The sequence below is a fragment of the Sporosarcina sp. ZBG7A genome, assembly GCF_000813425.1.
Classification (GTDB): domain Bacteria; phylum Bacillota; class Bacilli; order Bacillales_A; family Planococcaceae; genus Sporosarcina.
Genome location: NZ_JWIB01000032.1, coordinates 113,420 through 130,052, shown reverse-complemented (window position 1 = coordinate 130,052; position 16,633 = coordinate 113,420). Strand labels below are relative to the sequence as shown.

18 protein-coding genes and 1 tRNA gene are annotated in these 16,633 nt (G+C 42.6%); 16 read left to right on the top strand and 3 right to left on the bottom strand.

Features of this window, described 5'->3' with window-relative positions; translation table 11 throughout:
- Positions 1-37: 37 nt before the first annotated feature.
- From RL70_RS12310 to tsaD, 5 genes are all read left to right on the top strand, one after another.
- Positions 38-113 (top strand) — tRNA-Asp (locus tag RL70_RS12310).
- Positions 114-248: 135 nt separating this feature from the next.
- On the top strand, positions 249-701 hold the full coding sequence (gene tsaE / locus RL70_RS12305; RefSeq protein ID WP_039043685.1) for a tRNA (adenosine(37)-N6)-threonylcarbamoyltransferase complex ATPase subunit type 1 TsaE: 453 nt from the start codon (positions 249-251) through the stop codon (positions 699-701).
- On the top strand, positions 698-1,408 hold the full coding sequence (gene tsaB / locus RL70_RS12300; protein ID WP_039043684.1) for a tRNA (adenosine(37)-N6)-threonylcarbamoyltransferase complex dimerization subunit type 1 TsaB: 711 nt from the start codon (positions 698-700) through the stop codon (positions 1,406-1,408). Before tsaE ends, tsaB begins: the two co-directional genes overlap by 4 nt.
- Positions 1,401-1,850 carry a ribosomal protein S18-alanine N-acetyltransferase gene (gene rimI, locus RL70_RS12295; protein ID WP_039043683.1) on the top strand — a complete coding sequence of 150 codons (450 nt, stop codon included), beginning with the start codon at positions 1,401-1,403 and terminating at the stop codon, positions 1,848-1,850. Before tsaB ends, rimI begins: the two co-directional genes overlap by 8 nt.
- Positions 1,850-2,872, top strand: coding sequence for a tRNA (adenosine(37)-N6)-threonylcarbamoyltransferase complex transferase subunit TsaD (gene tsaD, locus RL70_RS12290; RefSeq protein WP_039043682.1), 1,023 nt, complete (start codon positions 1,850-1,852; stop codon positions 2,870-2,872). The genes rimI and tsaD overlap by 1 nt, the downstream gene beginning before the upstream one ends.
- 420 nt (positions 2,873-3,292) lie before the next feature.
- On the opposite strand, the gene RL70_RS12285 is transcribed toward tsaD, so the two are convergent.
- Positions 3,293-5,221, bottom strand: coding sequence for an ABC-F family ATP-binding cassette domain-containing protein (locus RL70_RS12285; RefSeq protein ID WP_039043681.1), 1,929 nt, complete (start codon positions 5,219-5,221; stop codon positions 3,293-3,295).
- A gap of 128 nt (positions 5,222-5,349) precedes the next feature.
- On the opposite strand from RL70_RS12285, the gene RL70_RS12280 reads away from it, so the two are divergent.
- The 3 genes from RL70_RS12280 (at position 5,350) to tatC (ending at position 7,122) form a co-directional block, all read left to right on the top strand.
- On the top strand, positions 5,350-6,000 hold the full coding sequence (locus RL70_RS12280; protein ID WP_039043680.1) for a redox-sensing transcriptional repressor Rex: 651 nt from the start codon (positions 5,350-5,352) through the stop codon (positions 5,998-6,000).
- Positions 6,001-6,067: 67 nt separating this feature from the next.
- The gene (locus RL70_RS12275; RefSeq protein ID WP_039043679.1) at positions 6,068-6,265 is read left to right on the top strand and encodes a twin-arginine translocase TatA/TatE family subunit; all 198 of its coding nucleotides are present in this window, start codon (positions 6,068-6,070) and stop codon (positions 6,263-6,265) included.
- A gap of 17 nt (positions 6,266-6,282) precedes the next feature.
- Entirely contained in the window at positions 6,283-7,122 is an 840-nt protein-coding gene (gene tatC / locus RL70_RS12270) for a twin-arginine translocase subunit TatC (RefSeq protein ID WP_039043678.1), read from the top strand.
- A gap of 76 nt (positions 7,123-7,198) precedes the next feature.
- Here tatC and RL70_RS12265 read toward each other — a convergent pair whose 3' ends face one another.
- Positions 7,199-7,954, bottom strand: coding sequence for a CPBP family intramembrane glutamic endopeptidase (locus RL70_RS12265; RefSeq protein ID WP_052245946.1), 756 nt, complete (start codon positions 7,952-7,954; stop codon positions 7,199-7,201).
- Positions 7,955-8,143: 189 nt separating this feature from the next.
- On the opposite strand from RL70_RS12265, the gene groES reads away from it, so the two are divergent.
- A complete protein-coding gene (gene groES, locus RL70_RS12260) occupies positions 8,144-8,425 on the top strand; it encodes a co-chaperone GroES (RefSeq protein ID WP_025782799.1) in 282 nt (93 codons plus the stop codon).
- Positions 8,426-8,477: 52 nt separating this feature from the next.
- Positions 8,478-10,112, top strand: coding sequence for a chaperonin GroEL (gene groL, locus RL70_RS12255; RefSeq protein WP_039043677.1), 1,635 nt, complete (start codon positions 8,478-8,480; stop codon positions 10,110-10,112).
- Between the two features lie 161 nt (positions 10,113-10,273).
- Here the strand turns inward: groL and RL70_RS17905 are convergent, their stop codons facing one another.
- Positions 10,274-10,426: a hypothetical protein gene (locus RL70_RS17905; protein ID WP_156137973.1), complete on the bottom strand. Its 153-nt coding sequence runs from the start codon at positions 10,424-10,426 to the stop codon at positions 10,274-10,276.
- A gap of 94 nt (positions 10,427-10,520) precedes the next feature.
- Here RL70_RS17905 and RL70_RS12250 point away from each other — a divergent pair, with 94 nt between their 5' ends.
- The 6 genes from RL70_RS12250 (at position 10,521) to RL70_RS12225 (ending at position 16,555) form a co-directional block, all read left to right on the top strand.
- A complete protein-coding gene (locus RL70_RS12250) occupies positions 10,521-11,378 on the top strand; it encodes a helix-turn-helix domain-containing protein (RefSeq protein ID WP_039043676.1) in 858 nt (285 codons plus the stop codon).
- A gap of 171 nt (positions 11,379-11,549) precedes the next feature.
- A complete protein-coding gene (locus RL70_RS12245; protein ID WP_039043675.1) occupies positions 11,550-12,347 on the top strand; it encodes an alpha/beta fold hydrolase in 798 nt (265 codons plus the stop codon).
- Between the two features lie 21 nt (positions 12,348-12,368).
- Positions 12,369-13,349, top strand: a complete 981-nt coding sequence (locus RL70_RS12240; RefSeq protein ID WP_039043674.1) for a sensor domain-containing diguanylate cyclase — start codon at positions 12,369-12,371, stop codon at positions 13,347-13,349.
- 694 nt (positions 13,350-14,043) lie between these two features.
- Entirely contained in the window at positions 14,044-14,460 is a 417-nt protein-coding gene (locus RL70_RS12235) for an Rrf2 family transcriptional regulator (protein WP_039043673.1), read from the top strand.
- Between the two features lie 23 nt (positions 14,461-14,483).
- The gene (locus tag RL70_RS12230) at positions 14,484-15,386 is read left to right on the top strand and encodes an NAD(P)/FAD-dependent oxidoreductase (protein WP_039043672.1); all 903 of its coding nucleotides are present in this window, start codon (positions 14,484-14,486) and stop codon (positions 15,384-15,386) included.
- 608 nt (positions 15,387-15,994) lie between these two features.
- Positions 15,995-16,555, top strand: a complete 561-nt coding sequence (locus tag RL70_RS12225) for a class I SAM-dependent methyltransferase (RefSeq protein WP_039043671.1) — start codon at positions 15,995-15,997, stop codon at positions 16,553-16,555.
- Positions 16,556-16,633: the final 78 nt, after the last annotated feature.

Genomic DNA, 16,633 nt, shown 5'->3' with positions numbered 1-16,633 from the left:
AGTAGGACGTTGCCAGGCAGTTTCACTTTTATTAATTGGTCCCGTGGTGTAGTGGTTAACATGCCTGCCTGTCACGCAGGAGATCGCCGGTTCGACCCCGGTCGGGACCGCCATTTAATTTAAACTTACAAACCGATTCGGGGATATTCCCTGGGTCGGTTTTTTTATGGTCTCTATGCGTACCGTGTGCGGTTCTGCACATTTTCCGTTACACTGAGTACATCACTTGAAAAGGATCGGATTATATTATGAAGAAACAAATACATGTCACATCAGTTGCGCAAACCGTACAACTTGCAGAGCATTTAGCCAAACTTCTTTCACCGCCCGACGTAGTCACGCTTGAAGGTGATTTGGGAGCGGGGAAGACAACCTTCACTCAAGCGCTCGCAAAAGGACTTGGGGTGGAGCGCACCGTCAGTAGCCCGACCTTTACAATTATTAAGCAGTATGAAGGGACCTACCCTCTTAACCATTTAGATGTCTATCGCTTGGAAGATAGCGAAGAAGATTTAGGCTGGGATGAATTGTTTTATGGTGATGCGATTTCAATTGTAGAATGGGCCCAGTATATTGAAGAAGATTTACCGGAGAACCGCCTAGCGATCCGCATTACACGGACAGGCGATACCGCAAGAACGATTGAATTGGAACCTACGGGAAGTCATTTTATAAAGATTTGTGAGGCGATCACCCTATGATATGGTTAGGAATTGACACAGCAAATTCACCTTTATCTGTTGCACTAGTAGAAGACGGTCGAATATTGTGTGAGCAAACGTCAACATTTGCACGAACCCATTCTATTCAGGCAATGCCTGCAATTGAAAGCTTATTAAGTGAAGCGAGTTTACGACCTTCTGATTTGGAGGCAATTGCAGTATCTGAAGGTCCAGGATCTTATACAGGTGTCAGAATTGGTGTGACGCTTGCGAAAACACTTGCCTGGACGTTGAAAATTCCATTAGTCGGTGTTTCCAGCTTGGAAGTTATTGCAGCGAATGCTGTTCCATTTGAGGGAGTTATTGTCCCGTTGTTTGATGCACGGAGAGAAAATGTCTATTGTGGTCTTTACAAGTCAAAAGGTGATCGGTTACATCGTATATGGGAAGACCGTCACGGGACTCTTGAACAGTTATTAGAGGATGTTGTTTGTATCGACCAACCTGTTTTATTTGTGGGGATGGATGTCGAAATCCATAAAACGAAAATTAGTGCAACGCTTGGAGATCAGGCTGTATTTGCGCCATTTCCACAGCAACTCCCACGTGCTTCGCAATTGATCAGTTTAGCTGAGCAACGTATTCCTGCATCCGATATTCATCAGTTTGTTCCGAATTATCGTCGTATTCCTGAAGCTGAAGCGAATTGGATGAAAGAGCAAAAACAGGTGAAGTCTCATGATTGACTCGATTGTTTATCGTCAAATGGTGGCAAAGGACATTGAAGAGGTTGTGGCAACAGAAACGGAAGTTTTTACAACTCCGTGGTCAGCCGAGGTTTTTGCCCATGAGCTTACGGGTAATGATTATGCAACGTATATTGTAGCTGAATGTGAGAACGAAGTGGTCGGACACGTAGGGATGTGGGTCGTACTTGATGAATGTCATATTACAAATGTGGCTGTACGGAAACATCGGCAAGGGTTAGGTATTGGGGAAGCTCTGATGCGTCAAGCAATGGAGCTTTGCCGCAATAACGGTGTGGTAGCCATGTCTCTTGAAGTTCGAGTGAGTAATGAAACAGCAAAGAATTTATACCGCAAGCTTGGTTTTCAAGAAGGTGGAATTCGGAAAAACTATTATTCTGACGACCATGAAGATGCGCTCGTCATGTGGGTGGAGTTATGATGAAAAAAGACGTCTATATATTAGGGATCGAAACGAGTTGCGATGAGACTGCAGCGTCTGTCGTGAAAAATGGGAGTGAGATTGTTTCCAACGTAGTAGCTTCTCAAATCGAAAGTCAGAAGCGCTTTGGTGGAGTTGTCCCAGAAATTGCTTCCCGCCATCACGTGGAGGAAATTACACTGGTCATTGAGAAAGCACTTGAGGATGCAGGATTGGATCCCGAGGAGTTAGATGCTGTGGCCGTTACAGAAGGACCTGGGCTTGTAGGAGCTCTTCTGATTGGCATCAATGCAGCAAAAGCATTTGCATTTGCGAACTCATTGCCTATTATCGGGGTACATCATATTGCGGGACACATCTATGCCAATCAGCTCGTTCAACCGATGGAATTCCCATTACTTGCACTTATTGTTTCAGGTGGACATACGGAAATGGTAATTATGCGCGAGCATGGATCATTTGAGCTCATCGGAGAGACGAGAGATGATGCTGCAGGTGAAGCGTATGACAAAGTGGCACGTGTTTTAGGACTACCTTATCCTGGTGGTCCGCATGTTGATCAGCTGGCATCGGCAAGCGAATCTGCGGTAGAGTTTCCGAGAGCTTGGTTAGAGCCAGATTCCTATGACTTCAGTTTCAGCGGATTAAAATCATCCGTCATTAACTACAAGCATAACCTGGAACAACGAGGCGGTACGCTAAATGCAGAAGCTGTTGCTGCAGGTTTCCAACAGAGTGTAGTAGAAGTCCTGACAGTGAAAGCATTAAGAGCTGCTAAAGAATATCGAGTGAAGCAAGTGATTGCAGCAGGTGGGGTTTCTGCAAATAAAGGTCTAAGAAATTCATTAGAGACGACGTTTGCAAAAGAGAACATTCCTTTCAGTGTCCCGCCAATTGCGTTGTGCACAGATAATGCTGCGATGATTGCAGCTGCAGGAACGCAAATGTTTTTAAGTGAGGTGCGGGGAGATCTGTCTATGAACGGAAGGCCAGGCATGCAACTTGCATCATGGAGTCACTAAAATTGAGTTATTAACATTAACATGGAATTCGTCAAATTCAGACGAATTCCATGTTTTTTTGATAAACAGAATAGAAGGTTTGTCAATAGGGAACATTCGTACTTATGCACAATTTGTGGATAAGATGTGTATAAGGTAGTGTTTGGTTGATAAGTTAGGTTGCACGATTGGATAACTATGTGGATTAAAAACATGGTTTGTGTGGATAACGTGGATAACTTTGTGAATAGTGATAAAATCGGTATTTTAGTTGTGGACAAGATTGTGGAAAACGAGACTATGGGAATGTCGAATTGAGATGGACATCTGTTGACTGGTGGCGGAATTTCGTCATCCCCGTGGAAATCCTGTTTTTTAGAGCTAGTGGATAACCTCGAGAAAACAAAAAGGCAGCGGAGTTCTCCGCTGCTTCATGAGTGATTAAACGGTTTCGAGTTCCTCTTGCATCATTAGCCATTCTTCAGCTTGCGAATCGTGAGTCTCTTGAAGAGAATCGATGTCCGCTTGCAATTCCATCAGTTTCACATGATCATCCGCATACTCGGGCTTGATCAGCTCATCTTGAAGAGCTGCAATTTTTTCGTCCAACTCTGCCATCTTCAATTCCGCTTGTTCAATTGCGCGTTTCAAACGACGTTCTGCTTTTTGACGTTCTTTATCCACCTCTTGTGGACGGCTTTTTGTAACGGTAGTAGACTGCTTTGCAGCAAGGGATTCTGCAAGGAGCTCAGCTTGTTCTGCCTTCTTTTCGACAAAATAATCATAGTCCCCTAAGTATTCCACAGCCCCATTATCGCTTAAATCGAAAACTTTGGTTGCGATCCGATTAATGAAATAGCGATCGTGAGAAACAAATAGGATCGTTCCAGGGAAGTCGTCCAGTGCGTTCTCAAGTACTTCTTTGCTATCAAGATCCAAGTGGTTCGTCGGTTCATCCAGCACGAGGGTATTGGATTTTTCAAGCATTAGCTTCGCTAAAGAAAGACGGGCTTTTTCTCCACCAGAAAGAGATTGTACAGGTTTCCCGACATCGTCACCTGTAAAAAGGAAGCGACCAAGTAAGCTGCGGATATCTTTTTCGTTCATGAGTGGCCAGTCATCCCATATTTCTTGTAACACGGTGCCTGAACCAACAAGCGTTGCCTGGTTTTGGTCGTAATAGCCGAATTGAACATTAGTCCCATACCGAATTTCTCCGGCCAGCAATTCTTGCAGACGGACGATTGTTTTTAACAAGGTCGATTTGCCGACTCCGTTCGGACCAAGGATTGCAATTCGATCCTGTTTGTAAACACGCATGTCGATATTTGTTGAAACGGGATTTCCATTGTAGCCGACAGCAGCCTTTTCGACTGCGAGCACATCGTTTCCACTCGGACGGTCGATGGTGAATGAGAAGTTGGCGGATTTTTCATCACCATCAGGGGCATCCATCCAGTCTGTCCGTTCTAACTGCTTGCGACGGCTTTTCGCCATTTTACTCGTCGAAGCACGAGCAATATTCTTTTGGATGAAATCTTCGAGCTTCGCTTTTTCACTCGATTCTTTTTCGAACATTTTGCGGTCTTTCTCATAGTTCTTCGCTTTCTCATCCAAGTACGCGCTGTAATTGCCTGTAAAGCGAGAGACTTTGCGTCTAGAGACCTCATATACTAATGTCACAACTTGGTCTAGGAAGTATCTATCGTGCGATACGATAAGAAGAGCACCTTCATATGATTTCAAGTAGTTCTCCAACCATCCTAATGTTTCAATGTCCAGATGGTTTGTAGGTTCATCCAAGATAAGCAGATCAGGTTTACTCAACAGCATTTTGGCTAAGGCAAGTCGTGTCTTCTGTCCGCCTGAGAGTAAATCGACGGGTTTTTCATAGTCATCGGGATAAAAGCGCATTCCGTGCAAGATCGAGCGTGTATCCGATTCGTATTGATAGCCTCCGAGATCTTTGAACTCGACTTGAAGCGAATCGTATTCGCCCATAATGCGTTCTGATGTTGAAGGATCTCCATAGACTTCAGGATCTGCCATTTGGGCTTCCAATCCACGTAGGCGACGTTCCATCGCTTGAAGTGGTTCAAAGACCGTCATCATTTCATCCCATACGGATAGTTCTGTTTCTAGTCCGCTATGTTGCTCGAGATACCCGATACGGATGCCTTTTGGGACAATGATGTCTCCGGCATCGGCAGAAGATTCCCCTGCAATTATTTTAAGTAACGTAGATTTCCCAGCGCCGTTTCGACCAACGAGCGCTACACGATCACGATGTTGCACCTCTAACTTTACATTTTCCAATATATCAGTGCCTGAAAACGACTTCGTTACACCGTTCACTTGCAAGATTATCATCGTTTCACCTCTATTTTCATTCTCCTTCAGTTTACTGGAATGGGAGGATAGGTGCAATCACCGGCTTTACAACAGAACGCTTCTACTGTACGATAGAAGCGATTCGATACAGCAGCAGGAGGTTTACGATGGCTGAAGAAACGGTTAAAATTCCCCAGGCAACGTCAAAACGCTTGCCGTTGTACTATCGATTTTTACAAAATTTCGCAAACAGCGGGAAGAAACGTGTTTCTTCAAGCGAACTAAGCGAGGCTATGAAGATCGATGCAGCGACGATTCGTCGTGACTTTTCGCACTTTGGTGCGCTAGGCCGTAAAGGCTATGGTTACGACGTGGATTACCTCGTCAGCTTTTTTAGAAAAACACTCGACCAAGATGAAGCCACGGATGTCGCACTGATTGGTGTGGGTAGTCTTGGACATGCATTCATGAAATACAATTTCCATAAGAATCACAATACACGCATTGTCATTGCGTTTGACCCAAAAGCGCCACATGAGGGGAAAATCATCTCGGATATCCCGGTTTATCATCCAGACATGATTGAAGAAAAACTGACAGAGCTCGGAATTGATCTTGTAATTCTAACCGTGCCTTCGCGTGCTGCTCAGCAATTGACCGATCGTCTTGCGACAGTGGGGGTTAAAGGAATTCTCAATTTCACAACGATCCGGCTTACAGTTCCGCCATCGATTCGGGTCCATACAATCGACTTGTCTGTAGAACTGCAATCTCTTATTTACTTCATAAAAAATGACGTAAAAGATTCACATTTATAGGGTTGCACGAATAGTCATTTCGTGCGCTATGGTGTAGAATAGACATATTCAGAGGGAGGTGTCCGAAATGTCACCAGGTATTGGAAGTCTACTTATTATTGCTGTCATTGCCCTTCTCATTTTCGGACCGAAAAAGTTGCCTGAAATCGGCAAAGCATTCGGTTCTTCACTACGCGAGTTCAAAAATGCGACAAAGGGTCTTGTAGAAGACGATGACGCTAAAACAGACGTTAAAAAAGTTGAAGATAAAAAAGAAGTGCAATAAGTTAGGATGTCTGTGTAATGGAAGAACGTACGCTAACCATTATTGAGCATATAGAAGAAATTCGAAAACGGCTGATTACGATCGTCGTTTTCTTTGCAGTTGCGGTCATTGGAGGCTTTTTGCTGGCGAAGCCGCTCATTAAGTTTTTGCAATCGAACGGCCCGGCTGCAGATTTGCCGTTAAACGCGTTTAACGTGATCGATCCAATAGCCATCTACTTAAAAGTAGTGGTGTTCATAGGAATCATCATTATTTTACCGATTATCATGTACCAATTTTGGGCGTTCGTTTCTCCAGGGCTTTTGGAAACGGAACGACGAGTGACGCTCAGTTATATTCCTTTTGCATTTATACTGTTCCTATCAGGGATTGCGTTTTCCTACTATGTATTGTTGCCATATGTCATTAAATTCATGGAAACACTGTCGGCGGATTTAGGGATTACGCAGACAATCGGCATTAACCAATATTTCTCGTTTTTGTTCCAGATATTGTTGCCGTTTGGATTTGTATTTCAGCTTCCTGTGGTCTTGTTGTTCCTATCAAGGCTCGGCTTCTTGAATCCGAACGTGTTGTCGAAGTTCCGGAAAGTGGCTTACTTCGTATTGTTCGTCATTGCGGCGTTCATTACACCGCCTGATTTGGTGTCACACTTGTTTGTGACGGTTCCGTTGTTCTTGCTGTATGAAGTGAGTATCATCATTGCTCGCGTCGGCTACAAAAAGTTCTTGAAGGCGGAAGAGAAGCGTCGTGTGGAGGAAGAAGAGGCAGAACGGGTCCGGTTGTTTGCGGAGGCGAAGGCTGAGCAACAGCGGCAGATTGATGAAGTGAATGCACGGATGAAGGATCAAGATTGATGAATTGAAAAAGACTTGCTGACCGGGATACGGTTGAGCAAGTCTTTTTTTGCGTATTGATTAAATATCCGCACCTCTACCAGAAGAAATGGAAGAGGGAGATGACGGATTGTTGGAGTTTTTGGAGCTCCAGGAGTTTGTCTTGGTTGAGCATGACGATCATAACGAAACCATTCATGAGCATATGCGAGATCATTGGTGTCCAGATGCGCTTGGATCGGTAGTAGACGTACGAGAACACGAGTCCAGGCATCAGATAGGTAAGAATGTGCTCGAGTTCGTTATGCACGGCTGCAAAGATCAGAGCACTGACGATTGTAGCGATCCAGAAGTTCGTTTTCGTATAGATTCCACCGAATAGGACACGACGGAAGACGGTCTCTTCTAATATCGGCGCAAAAAGGACGATGCAGACAATGAGGATCGGGGCGACGGATGCAATTTCAGTAAGTTTTGCCGTACTCGCTGAGCCCTCCGTAATACCGATTGCCTTTTCAATTGTTCCCGCTATCATTTGACCACCTAGTGCCAAGAAGAATCCGAGAATCCCCCACATTATCGATTTCCAAATAGGTTCTTTTTTTCCTTTAAAGACGGTCCAAAACTTCTTATCAGATCGAATGACGAGAAATATTGCAAGGATGGCCAGAATGTTTGTTGCAAACAACCCCCATGCAAAGCCGTTATAGGCAGCTTCCTTTACGTCATAGCCATTTGAGCTGAAAAGTGCGATCATCCCTTTCGAAATTGGGACGCTTGCGAATTGCATTGCGATGTATAAAAGAAGAATGGTCAAATAGAGCATCCATGGTTTCATCGTTTTTTGTTTCAAAAGAATCGTTCCTTTCCATCTAAGTATGGATAAGTGTATCGGTTTTATAAAAGAAGCGCAAAGAGTACGGATGACCGATTTGTTTTACTTGCAATTCAATCTTCGTTTTATTATGATAAGTAGTGTATTAGCACTCCTGTTTAGCGAGTGCTAAATTAAAAGAAGAACCGTTAGAGGAGGGTGTTTCATTTGTTGAAACCATTAGGTGATCGTATTGTAATTGAACTAATCGAAGTGGAAGAGAAAACGTCAAGCGGCATCGTATTACCAGATTCCGCAAAAGAAAAGCCGCAAGAAGGTAAAGTCATTGCAGTCGGTACAGGCCGCGTTCTCGAAAACGGCCAGCGCGTCGAGCTTGAAGTAAAAGAAGGCGACCGCATCATCTTCTCAAAATATGCAGGTACTGAAGTTAAATATGAAGGTAATGACTACTTAATTTTACGTGAGAGCGATATTCTAGCAACTATCTAAGGATACGCATCACTTTGACTATTAATCCAAAAACAAGGGGGACTCATTCATTATGGCGAAAGAAATTAAATTCAACGAAGACGCACGCAGCGCAATGATGCGCGGTGTAGATACATTAGCAAACGCTGTAAAAGTAACACTTGGACCTAAAGGACGTAACGTAGTTCTTGAGAAAAGCTTCGGTTCACCACTAATCACGAATGACGGTGTAACGATTGCTAAAGAAATCGAACTCGAAGACGCATTCGAAAACATGGGTGCGAAACTTGTTGCTGAAGTTGCTTCAAAAACAAACGAAATTGCTGGTGACGGGACAACCACTGCAACGGTTCTTGCTCAAGCAATGATCCGTGAAGGCTTGAAGAACGTTACTGCGGGTGCAAACCCTGTCGGCATCCGTAAGGGAATCGAATCAGCAGTTGCAACAGCAGTTACCGAGTTGAAGAGTATTTCTGATGAAATCTCAAGCAAGCAAGAAATTGCACAAGTTGCTGCAATCTCTTCAGGCGACGACGAAGTCGGTAACCTGATTGCTGAAGCGATGGAGCGCGTTGGAAACGACGGCGTCATCACACTTGAAGAATCTAAAGGCTTCACAACAGAGCTAGACGTAGTTGAAGGTATGCAATTCGACCGTGGCTATGCATCTGCTTACATGGCAACAGATACAGATAAGATGGAAGCGGTTCTCGACAATCCATATATCTTGATCACAGATAAGAAGATTAATAACATCCAAGAAATTCTTCCGGTACTTGAGCAAGTCGTTCAACAAGGCAAACCGTTGTTGATGATCGCTGAAGACGTAGAAGGCGAAGCGCTTGCAACACTCGTTGTGAACAAGCTACGTGGTACGTTCAACGCAGTTGCAGTTAAAGCTCCTGGATTCGGAGATCGTCGTAAAGCTATGCTTGAAGACATCGCAATCCTAACAGGCGGAGAAGTGATTACTGAAGATATCGGGCTTGACTTGAAATCTACAGACATCGCACAACTCGGACGCGCTTCTAAAGTTGTTGTAACGAAAGACAACACAACAATTGTAGAAGGAACTGGCGATGCAGATACAATTTCAGCACGCGTTGGTCAAATCCGTGCACAATTGGAAGAGACAACTTCAGAGTTCGACAAAGAGAAACTCCAAGAGCGTCTAGCGAAACTTGCTGGCGGCGTGGCAGTTATCAAAGTCGGCGCAGCTACTGAAACTGAATTGAAAGAACGCAAACTTCGCATCGAAGACGCTTTGAACTCAACTCGCGCAGCTGTTGAAGAAGGCATTGTCTCTGGTGGTGGTACAGCGCTTATCAACGTATACAAAAAAGTAGAATCATTGCTTGAAGGCGTAGAAGGCGACGTAGCAACAGGCGTGAAAATCGTCCTTCGTGCACTCGAAGAGCCAGTACGTCAAATCGCAACAAACGCAGGTCTTGAAGGTTCGATCGTCGTAGATCGCTTGAAGCGTGAAGAAGTCGGAATCGGCTTCAATGCAGCAAACGGCGAGTGGGTCAACATGGTCCAAGCCGGTATCGTGGATCCAACAAAAGTAACGCGTTCAGCACTACAAAACGCAGCATCTGTAGCAGCGATGTTCCTATCGACTGAGGCAGTAGTTGCTAACATTCCAGAGCCAGCAGGTGGCGGTATGCCTGATATGGGCGGCATGGGTGGCATGGGCGGCATGATGTAAGTCATCCCCATCAAACAAAAACGTCAACTCCAATTAAGGAGTTGGCGTTTTTGTTTTCCATAGAAATCAGATAGAAGTAAACGGTTGGAGATTTTCTTTAAGGATCTCACTGATTTATCAAGGGGCATCAATTAAAGCTTAGCCCTACACGAAAAAACAAATCAAGGTTTTTTCAACCGCTTAATCTCCGTAAACTCTTCCCGTAACTCTCTCCCCATCTCTTTAAGGATTTCATCCCTGGCAACATTAGTCGGATTAATAATCTCAATCCGCGAAAAGATATACCCAATCACTGACGTAAAATGTTTTAGCATAATTATCCTCCCTTAGTATTGTTGTATTGTCATCATCACATAAGTAAACTGATATCAATGTGATATTCCCGTATAAGGGAAAGGTGGGGGGGAATTGATAGTTGGAAAAGTATTTAAAGAGATACGAGTGGCGAGAGGGATTACAATTCAAAACTTGGCGGATGATTATGTATCCAAATCCACAATTTCTAGATTTGAGCGGTCTGAAGCAGATATAACGCTAGAAAAACTAATTCATATACTGGATAAAGTAAAGATTTCAATGAGGGAATTTGTATTTCTAACGAAGACAGTTGAGGGTACTGCCCCTTCTTTAGAGTTGCTGCCCCAAGCTGTAATGGACAGTGACTCGGATAGTTTACAGAAATTAGCTAGTGAAGAATGGGAGCAGTTTAAAGAAACCGACAGCAGCTATTCAAAGCTTTCCGCTATTGTATTAGATGCTCACTACAAGAGTCTTACTGGTAAAGAGAAAGAAATAAATGAAAGTGATATTAACTATTTAACGGATTACCTGTTTCAGTCCGAATTATGGACGCAATTTGACTTAGTGTTATTCGGGAATTCCATGTCTTATCTTCCTATTGAAACGTCTATTGTTTTATCGAAAGAATTTATTAGAAAGACAGAAATATTTCATAGTGATCGACAAAGCTTTGAAACACTCATTAATACTTTGATCAATATAACGCTGGTTTGTATAGAGCATGACAAAATGGAAGTTGCGGAAGATTTTATTAAGGTACTAAAGAAACTTAATATAGATGAAACGTTTTTACTGGAAAGAGTTCTACTCAAATTTGCAATCGGATTGTTTTTGATTAAAAAAGGAGAAGGCGTGCAAGGAGAAAAACAGGCAAATGAAGCATTGCTGGCAATGAAATTTGCTGATGCCGCTAAATTAGAAAATATCTTTCGTGCTCTTTATGAAAGTATCAGAAGAAAAGAGTAAATGTCGCTCCTAACAATCACAAAAGTTTCCTAAATCGCAGATGAAATACAAGCAAAGATACCGATAGACTAGTATAGGCAGTCATTGAGGTGTTTGCATAAACCTATCTCTATCAACCAATCGCTTTTAAATCTATAATGAGGGTAGAGATTAGTAAAGGAGCGGATTACTATGAAAACCATTCAGCAACGTAATAATGTGATGGTAATGGGGCAAGGTGAACAAACCATCCTAATGGCTCATGGATTTGGGTGCGATCAGAGTATGTGGCAGTACATAGCGCCGGCTTTGGCGGAGCGTTACCGAGTCGTCCTGTTCGATTATGTGGGTGCAGGGGATTCTGATATTACCGCTTATCAATCAGAAAAATACAGTTCAGCCCATGGCTATAAGCAAGATATCTTAGATATCATTGACGAGTTGGAATTGAAGGATATTCACTTTGTAGGACATTCAGTAAGTTCGATGATTGGCATGCTCGCTGCAATTGAGAGACCGGAATGCTTTAAGAAGTTCGTCATGATTGGACCTTCTCCGTGCTATATCAATGAGCCAGGTTATACGGGCGGATTCGATGCGAGTGACATTGCGGACTTGCTGACGATGATGGAAATGAATTTTTCCGGATGGGCAAACTATTTAGCACCTGTCGTGACGGATCCGGTGAAAGATCCTCAGCTGACAAAGAATTTGGAGCAGAGTTTTGTCTCAGTAAATCCTCAAATTGCACGAGAATTTGCCGAAATGACATTTATGTCTGATCATCGCGAAAGTTTAGCGTCGATGACAGTGCCGACACTTATTATTCAATGCTCGGATGATAGTATTGTGCCTATAGAAGTAGGCGAATATTTGCATGCCCATTTGCTAGCGAGCACGTTGCAAATTATGCAGGTGAAAGGTCATTATCCACATATGAGCAACCCGACAGAAACGAGAAAACTGATAGAAGCGTATTTTTCTAATTAATGCTGAAGAGGATGATTCGTAGTGGAGGAACGGTTAAAAGAAGCGCCATGCGGTTTTATTAGTATTGATCAAAGCGGCTGCATTACTGAAGTGAATAATCGCTTTCTAACATGGATGGGCTATCAGGAAGAAGAAGTGGTTGGAAAGCACATGGAGACTTTTTTAACCAAAGTCAATCGTATGTTCATCCATACGTACTTTTTCCCGACGATACAGCTGCATAACTCTGTGGAAGAATTTTTTATCAATCTAACAAATTCAGCTGGTGAATCCATACCGGTTCTTTTAAATGCGCGACGATATGTGCATGATGGTGTACCCGTCATTGACTGTTTGTTCATCCAAATGAAACAGCGAATCGATTATGAACTGGAACTGCGTTCGCTTCAGAAAACAACTGAAAAGGCGTATCAGGACCGAGAAGAAGCATTTGCTCAATTAGAAAAAGTGTATGTGGAAATCGCCAGGAAGCAAGGCGAGATTTTAGAGATGAATAATGAACTCTTGAAATTATCCAATACAGATAAGCTAACGAATATTTCGAACAGACGCTTTTTTCAAGAAGAATTGGAACGTCATATTGACCGATATACTAAAGAGGGAATTGTATTTTCGTTATTGATGGTGGATATTGATCACTTCAAAATGGTCAATGATACGTATGGACATCTGGCTGGCGATAGCGTTCTGGTTCAACTGGCGGGACTACTGACGCAAGAGATTGGTACTGAAGATCGGGTAGCACGTTTAGGCGGTGAAGAGTTCGTCATCATTCTGCCAGAAACGAATGCTGAAGAGGCACTTAAACTTGCTGTTAAGCTTAAAAAGGCAGTAGAAAATGCGAACTGGGAAATTATCAATCGATTAACCGTGAGTATTGGAGCATCTACATTCTCGGAGAGCGACACAGAAGTCACCATTGTAAATTGCGCGGATCAGGCGCTTTACAGGGCTAAAGAAAATGGCCGCAATTGCTCAATTCACTATCAGGAGATAGGTTAACGTCTTCCAAAGTGAAACAACCATTCATCCACAGGGCTCATTGGACTCGCGTCAGCTCCTGAGTGCGGGGATAACTGTGCGACAAATTAGCAATCGGCGACCAGTGACTTTAATGAAGTAAAGTTTTGAAAATAAATAGTGTCTGAGTAACATTTAATTCAGAATTCAATGTTGCACAGGCACTTTTAAGTTAACGTCCCAGAGCCAGCAGGTGGCGGTATGCCTGATATGGGCGGAATGGTGTAAGTCATAAAGTTCAACACGAAAAACGTCAACTCTCAATTGGAAGTTGACGTTTTTTGCGCTGAACAAAAGTGAAATTGAGTAGACAGCTGTTGATCTGCACTACAGGTTTGGAAATGTTTTAACGGAATTTACGTACTTATCATCTTAACAATCAGTGATAGTTATTAGCTGTTCGTAAACGTGTACTTTTATGAACGGTTTTAAAGAGGGCTAACAAATTAGCTTGTTCGACCAGATGAAATCATTTAGTAGAAATGAAATAAGCACAACAAGAAATAAAAGTCCCTGGAACATTAGAAAATATTCATACTCAATCATTTTTTCTGCTTATTGTAATGTAAGTGAATTTTAAACTTCATTGTTGACGTATTATTATAGTGATGCTAAGTTATATTATAGATAACGAGAGTCTTTAATATCTCTTTAATAGATGGAGAGGAGAATCAGAATGAAATACTCGAATGCAACAAATTATGCTTTGCACACGATGGTGTATTTAATTCATTTGCCACAAGGAAACACGGTAGGTGTTCAGGAGTTGGCAAAAATTCAAAAGCTGTCTCCAACTTATCTGTCAAAAATTCTAACCAAGCTGACAAAAGCGGGGTTGATCGAATCGACCCCAGGAGTAAAGGGCGGCTATAAAATTTCCAGGTTTCAAAATGAGGTTACGTTTTATGATGTCATCAAAGCGATTGAGGGAGACACCAACCTGTTTGATTGTTCAATCCACCATGAAGGGTGCCTGATCGAAGAAACCATGCGGCAGGCAGAAGAAAATATGAAAAAAGAACTCCAGGCAAAGCTTCTGATTGATATTGTTAAAAAAGCAGAGGCCGAACGTTCAGTGGAAACTAACCAGTAAAAGCAACGGAAGGAGATGGACAAATGTTATTGGATTGTGCAGTGATTGGCGGCGGACCAGCGGGGCTGAACGCTTCTTTGGTTCTCGGAAGGTCAAGAAGGAAAACGATTCTATTCGATGATAACAACCCCAGAAATGCGGTGACTTCGGAATCCCACGGGTTTATCACGCGCGACGGTATCAACCCACAGGAGTTGAAACGAATTGCCCAGGAAGAATTGGGCAATTATCCCGACGTTAAAATTGAAAAGCAACGGGTGCTGAGCGTAGCCAAGAAAAATGGCGTGTTCCAGATCACAGCTGAGGATGGAGGAACCCATAACGCCAAAAAGGTCATACTAGCGACGGGATTCAAGGAAGTTCTGCCGGATATCCAATCAATAAAAGAGTTTTACGGAACCAGTTTGTTCAGCTGCCCATTTTGCGACGGCTGGGAATTGAGAGACCGTCCCCTTGCCGTGATCTCAGAAAATCAGCCAGCTTTTCATCTGGCGAAAGTGGTATCGAACTGGACGGATAATTTGATTGTGTGCACCAATGGCAAAAGAACGCTTTCGGCAGATGAAAAAGGAATACTGGAAAGCAGGGGGATAAAAGTTTACGAGGAAAAGATCCGTTCGTTAATCGGTGAAAAAGGGTTCCTGCAAAAAATCGAGTTTGATGGCGGAGAAGCGGTGTTGCGCGACGGCGGATTTGTCCTGCCGGAATGGGAACAAGCAACTGACATTGGTATACAGTTAGGCTGCAACATGAACGAGCGAGGAGGTATCGAAACAGATAGTTGGAAAAGGACAACTGTTGAGGGTCTTTATGCATGTGGCGATACCTTGATGGCGGGGCCGTCTCAATTGATTCTTGCAGCCGGAGAGGGCAGTATGGCTGCGATCAGCATCAATGGAGCACTGATCGAAGAAAAGTTTATGTAATAGAATGACCTGGATAATTGCTTAAGCAAAAAGGTTAGGCAATTCTGTAACCAGCCAACTTTCTTAGTTAGGGAATTAACAGTTCCATGTTTGTCTAAGTATCAAAAAAAATTATGTTAATTGTAGATAAAGAATACCTTTAATGGTTTTAATATGAGCAAGCAGAATTCTTCTGGATTTAAGCAGGAACACAAAATAAGAATCACGGAAGGACTCCTAAGAAGGAGGAGACCAGTTTGTAATTTTTCAAAATATCCTGCCGCATTACAGGCCCGTGTTTGCTTCCTCTAATTTTTTATGCATGAAGAAACTGGAGGGGTAATTGCAGATGAAACAGTGCCGTAGATTTTTGCAGATGTTAAAGGTTACCCCGCCTATATCATGAAGTGTCATGATTCTGATGCTGAATCGATCAAACGCTGGATTAGTGAAGAAGGATTTGTTTGTAGGTAAGGATATGAGCTCTTTTATTTTTTTTTTGGGGTAGTGGTGCTTGAATCGCACATGTTATAGCAAGGCGAGTTAGAGAAACACTATTGTCATAAGTATCCAAATCCAAATTCAAGTCTTAAAGGTTTTAAAAATCAGTAATCAAAGGAGAATTTATCATGAATCAAAAATTACAGAAAAAGATCCATAATTTAGAGAACATAAAACGACTTCCAGCAGAGGAGTTCTTTAAATTCCTACAGCTTAATAAAGAAGACGAACTACTAGATCTTGGAGCGGGTGCAGGATATATAAGCCTTTCTATTGCTAACTACGTGAAAAAAGTGGTGGCGCTTGATTTTGATAAGGATGTTTTAGATTATCTAGAAAACAAAGCCAAGGATAAAGGAATAACAAACATAGAAACAGCTGCCGGAGATTTTAAAGCAATGCCCTTAGCTAGCAATAAATTTGATAAAGCTGTCGCTTCGATATCATTGCATGAAGTTACCCCACTCTCATTGGTTTTAAGTGAAATCCACAGGGTGTTAAAGGATGAAGGAATATTTTTATGTATCGATCTAGAGAAAACAGATCATCCCACTGGGCCAAGAGTTCCTTCTCTGGAAATGGAGGCGGAAATTCGCAAAGCAGGTTTCAGCATTAAAGAAATGGTTCATTCACCAACGCCAATTGCTAATCAACCTGTTTATATTATTGTGGCTCAGAAAAATAAATAAAAGAAAAACTAGTCATTAAGGCCAACTTAATGGCTAGTTTTATTATAGCGCTAAAAAAGTATAGGAATTACCTAAAAT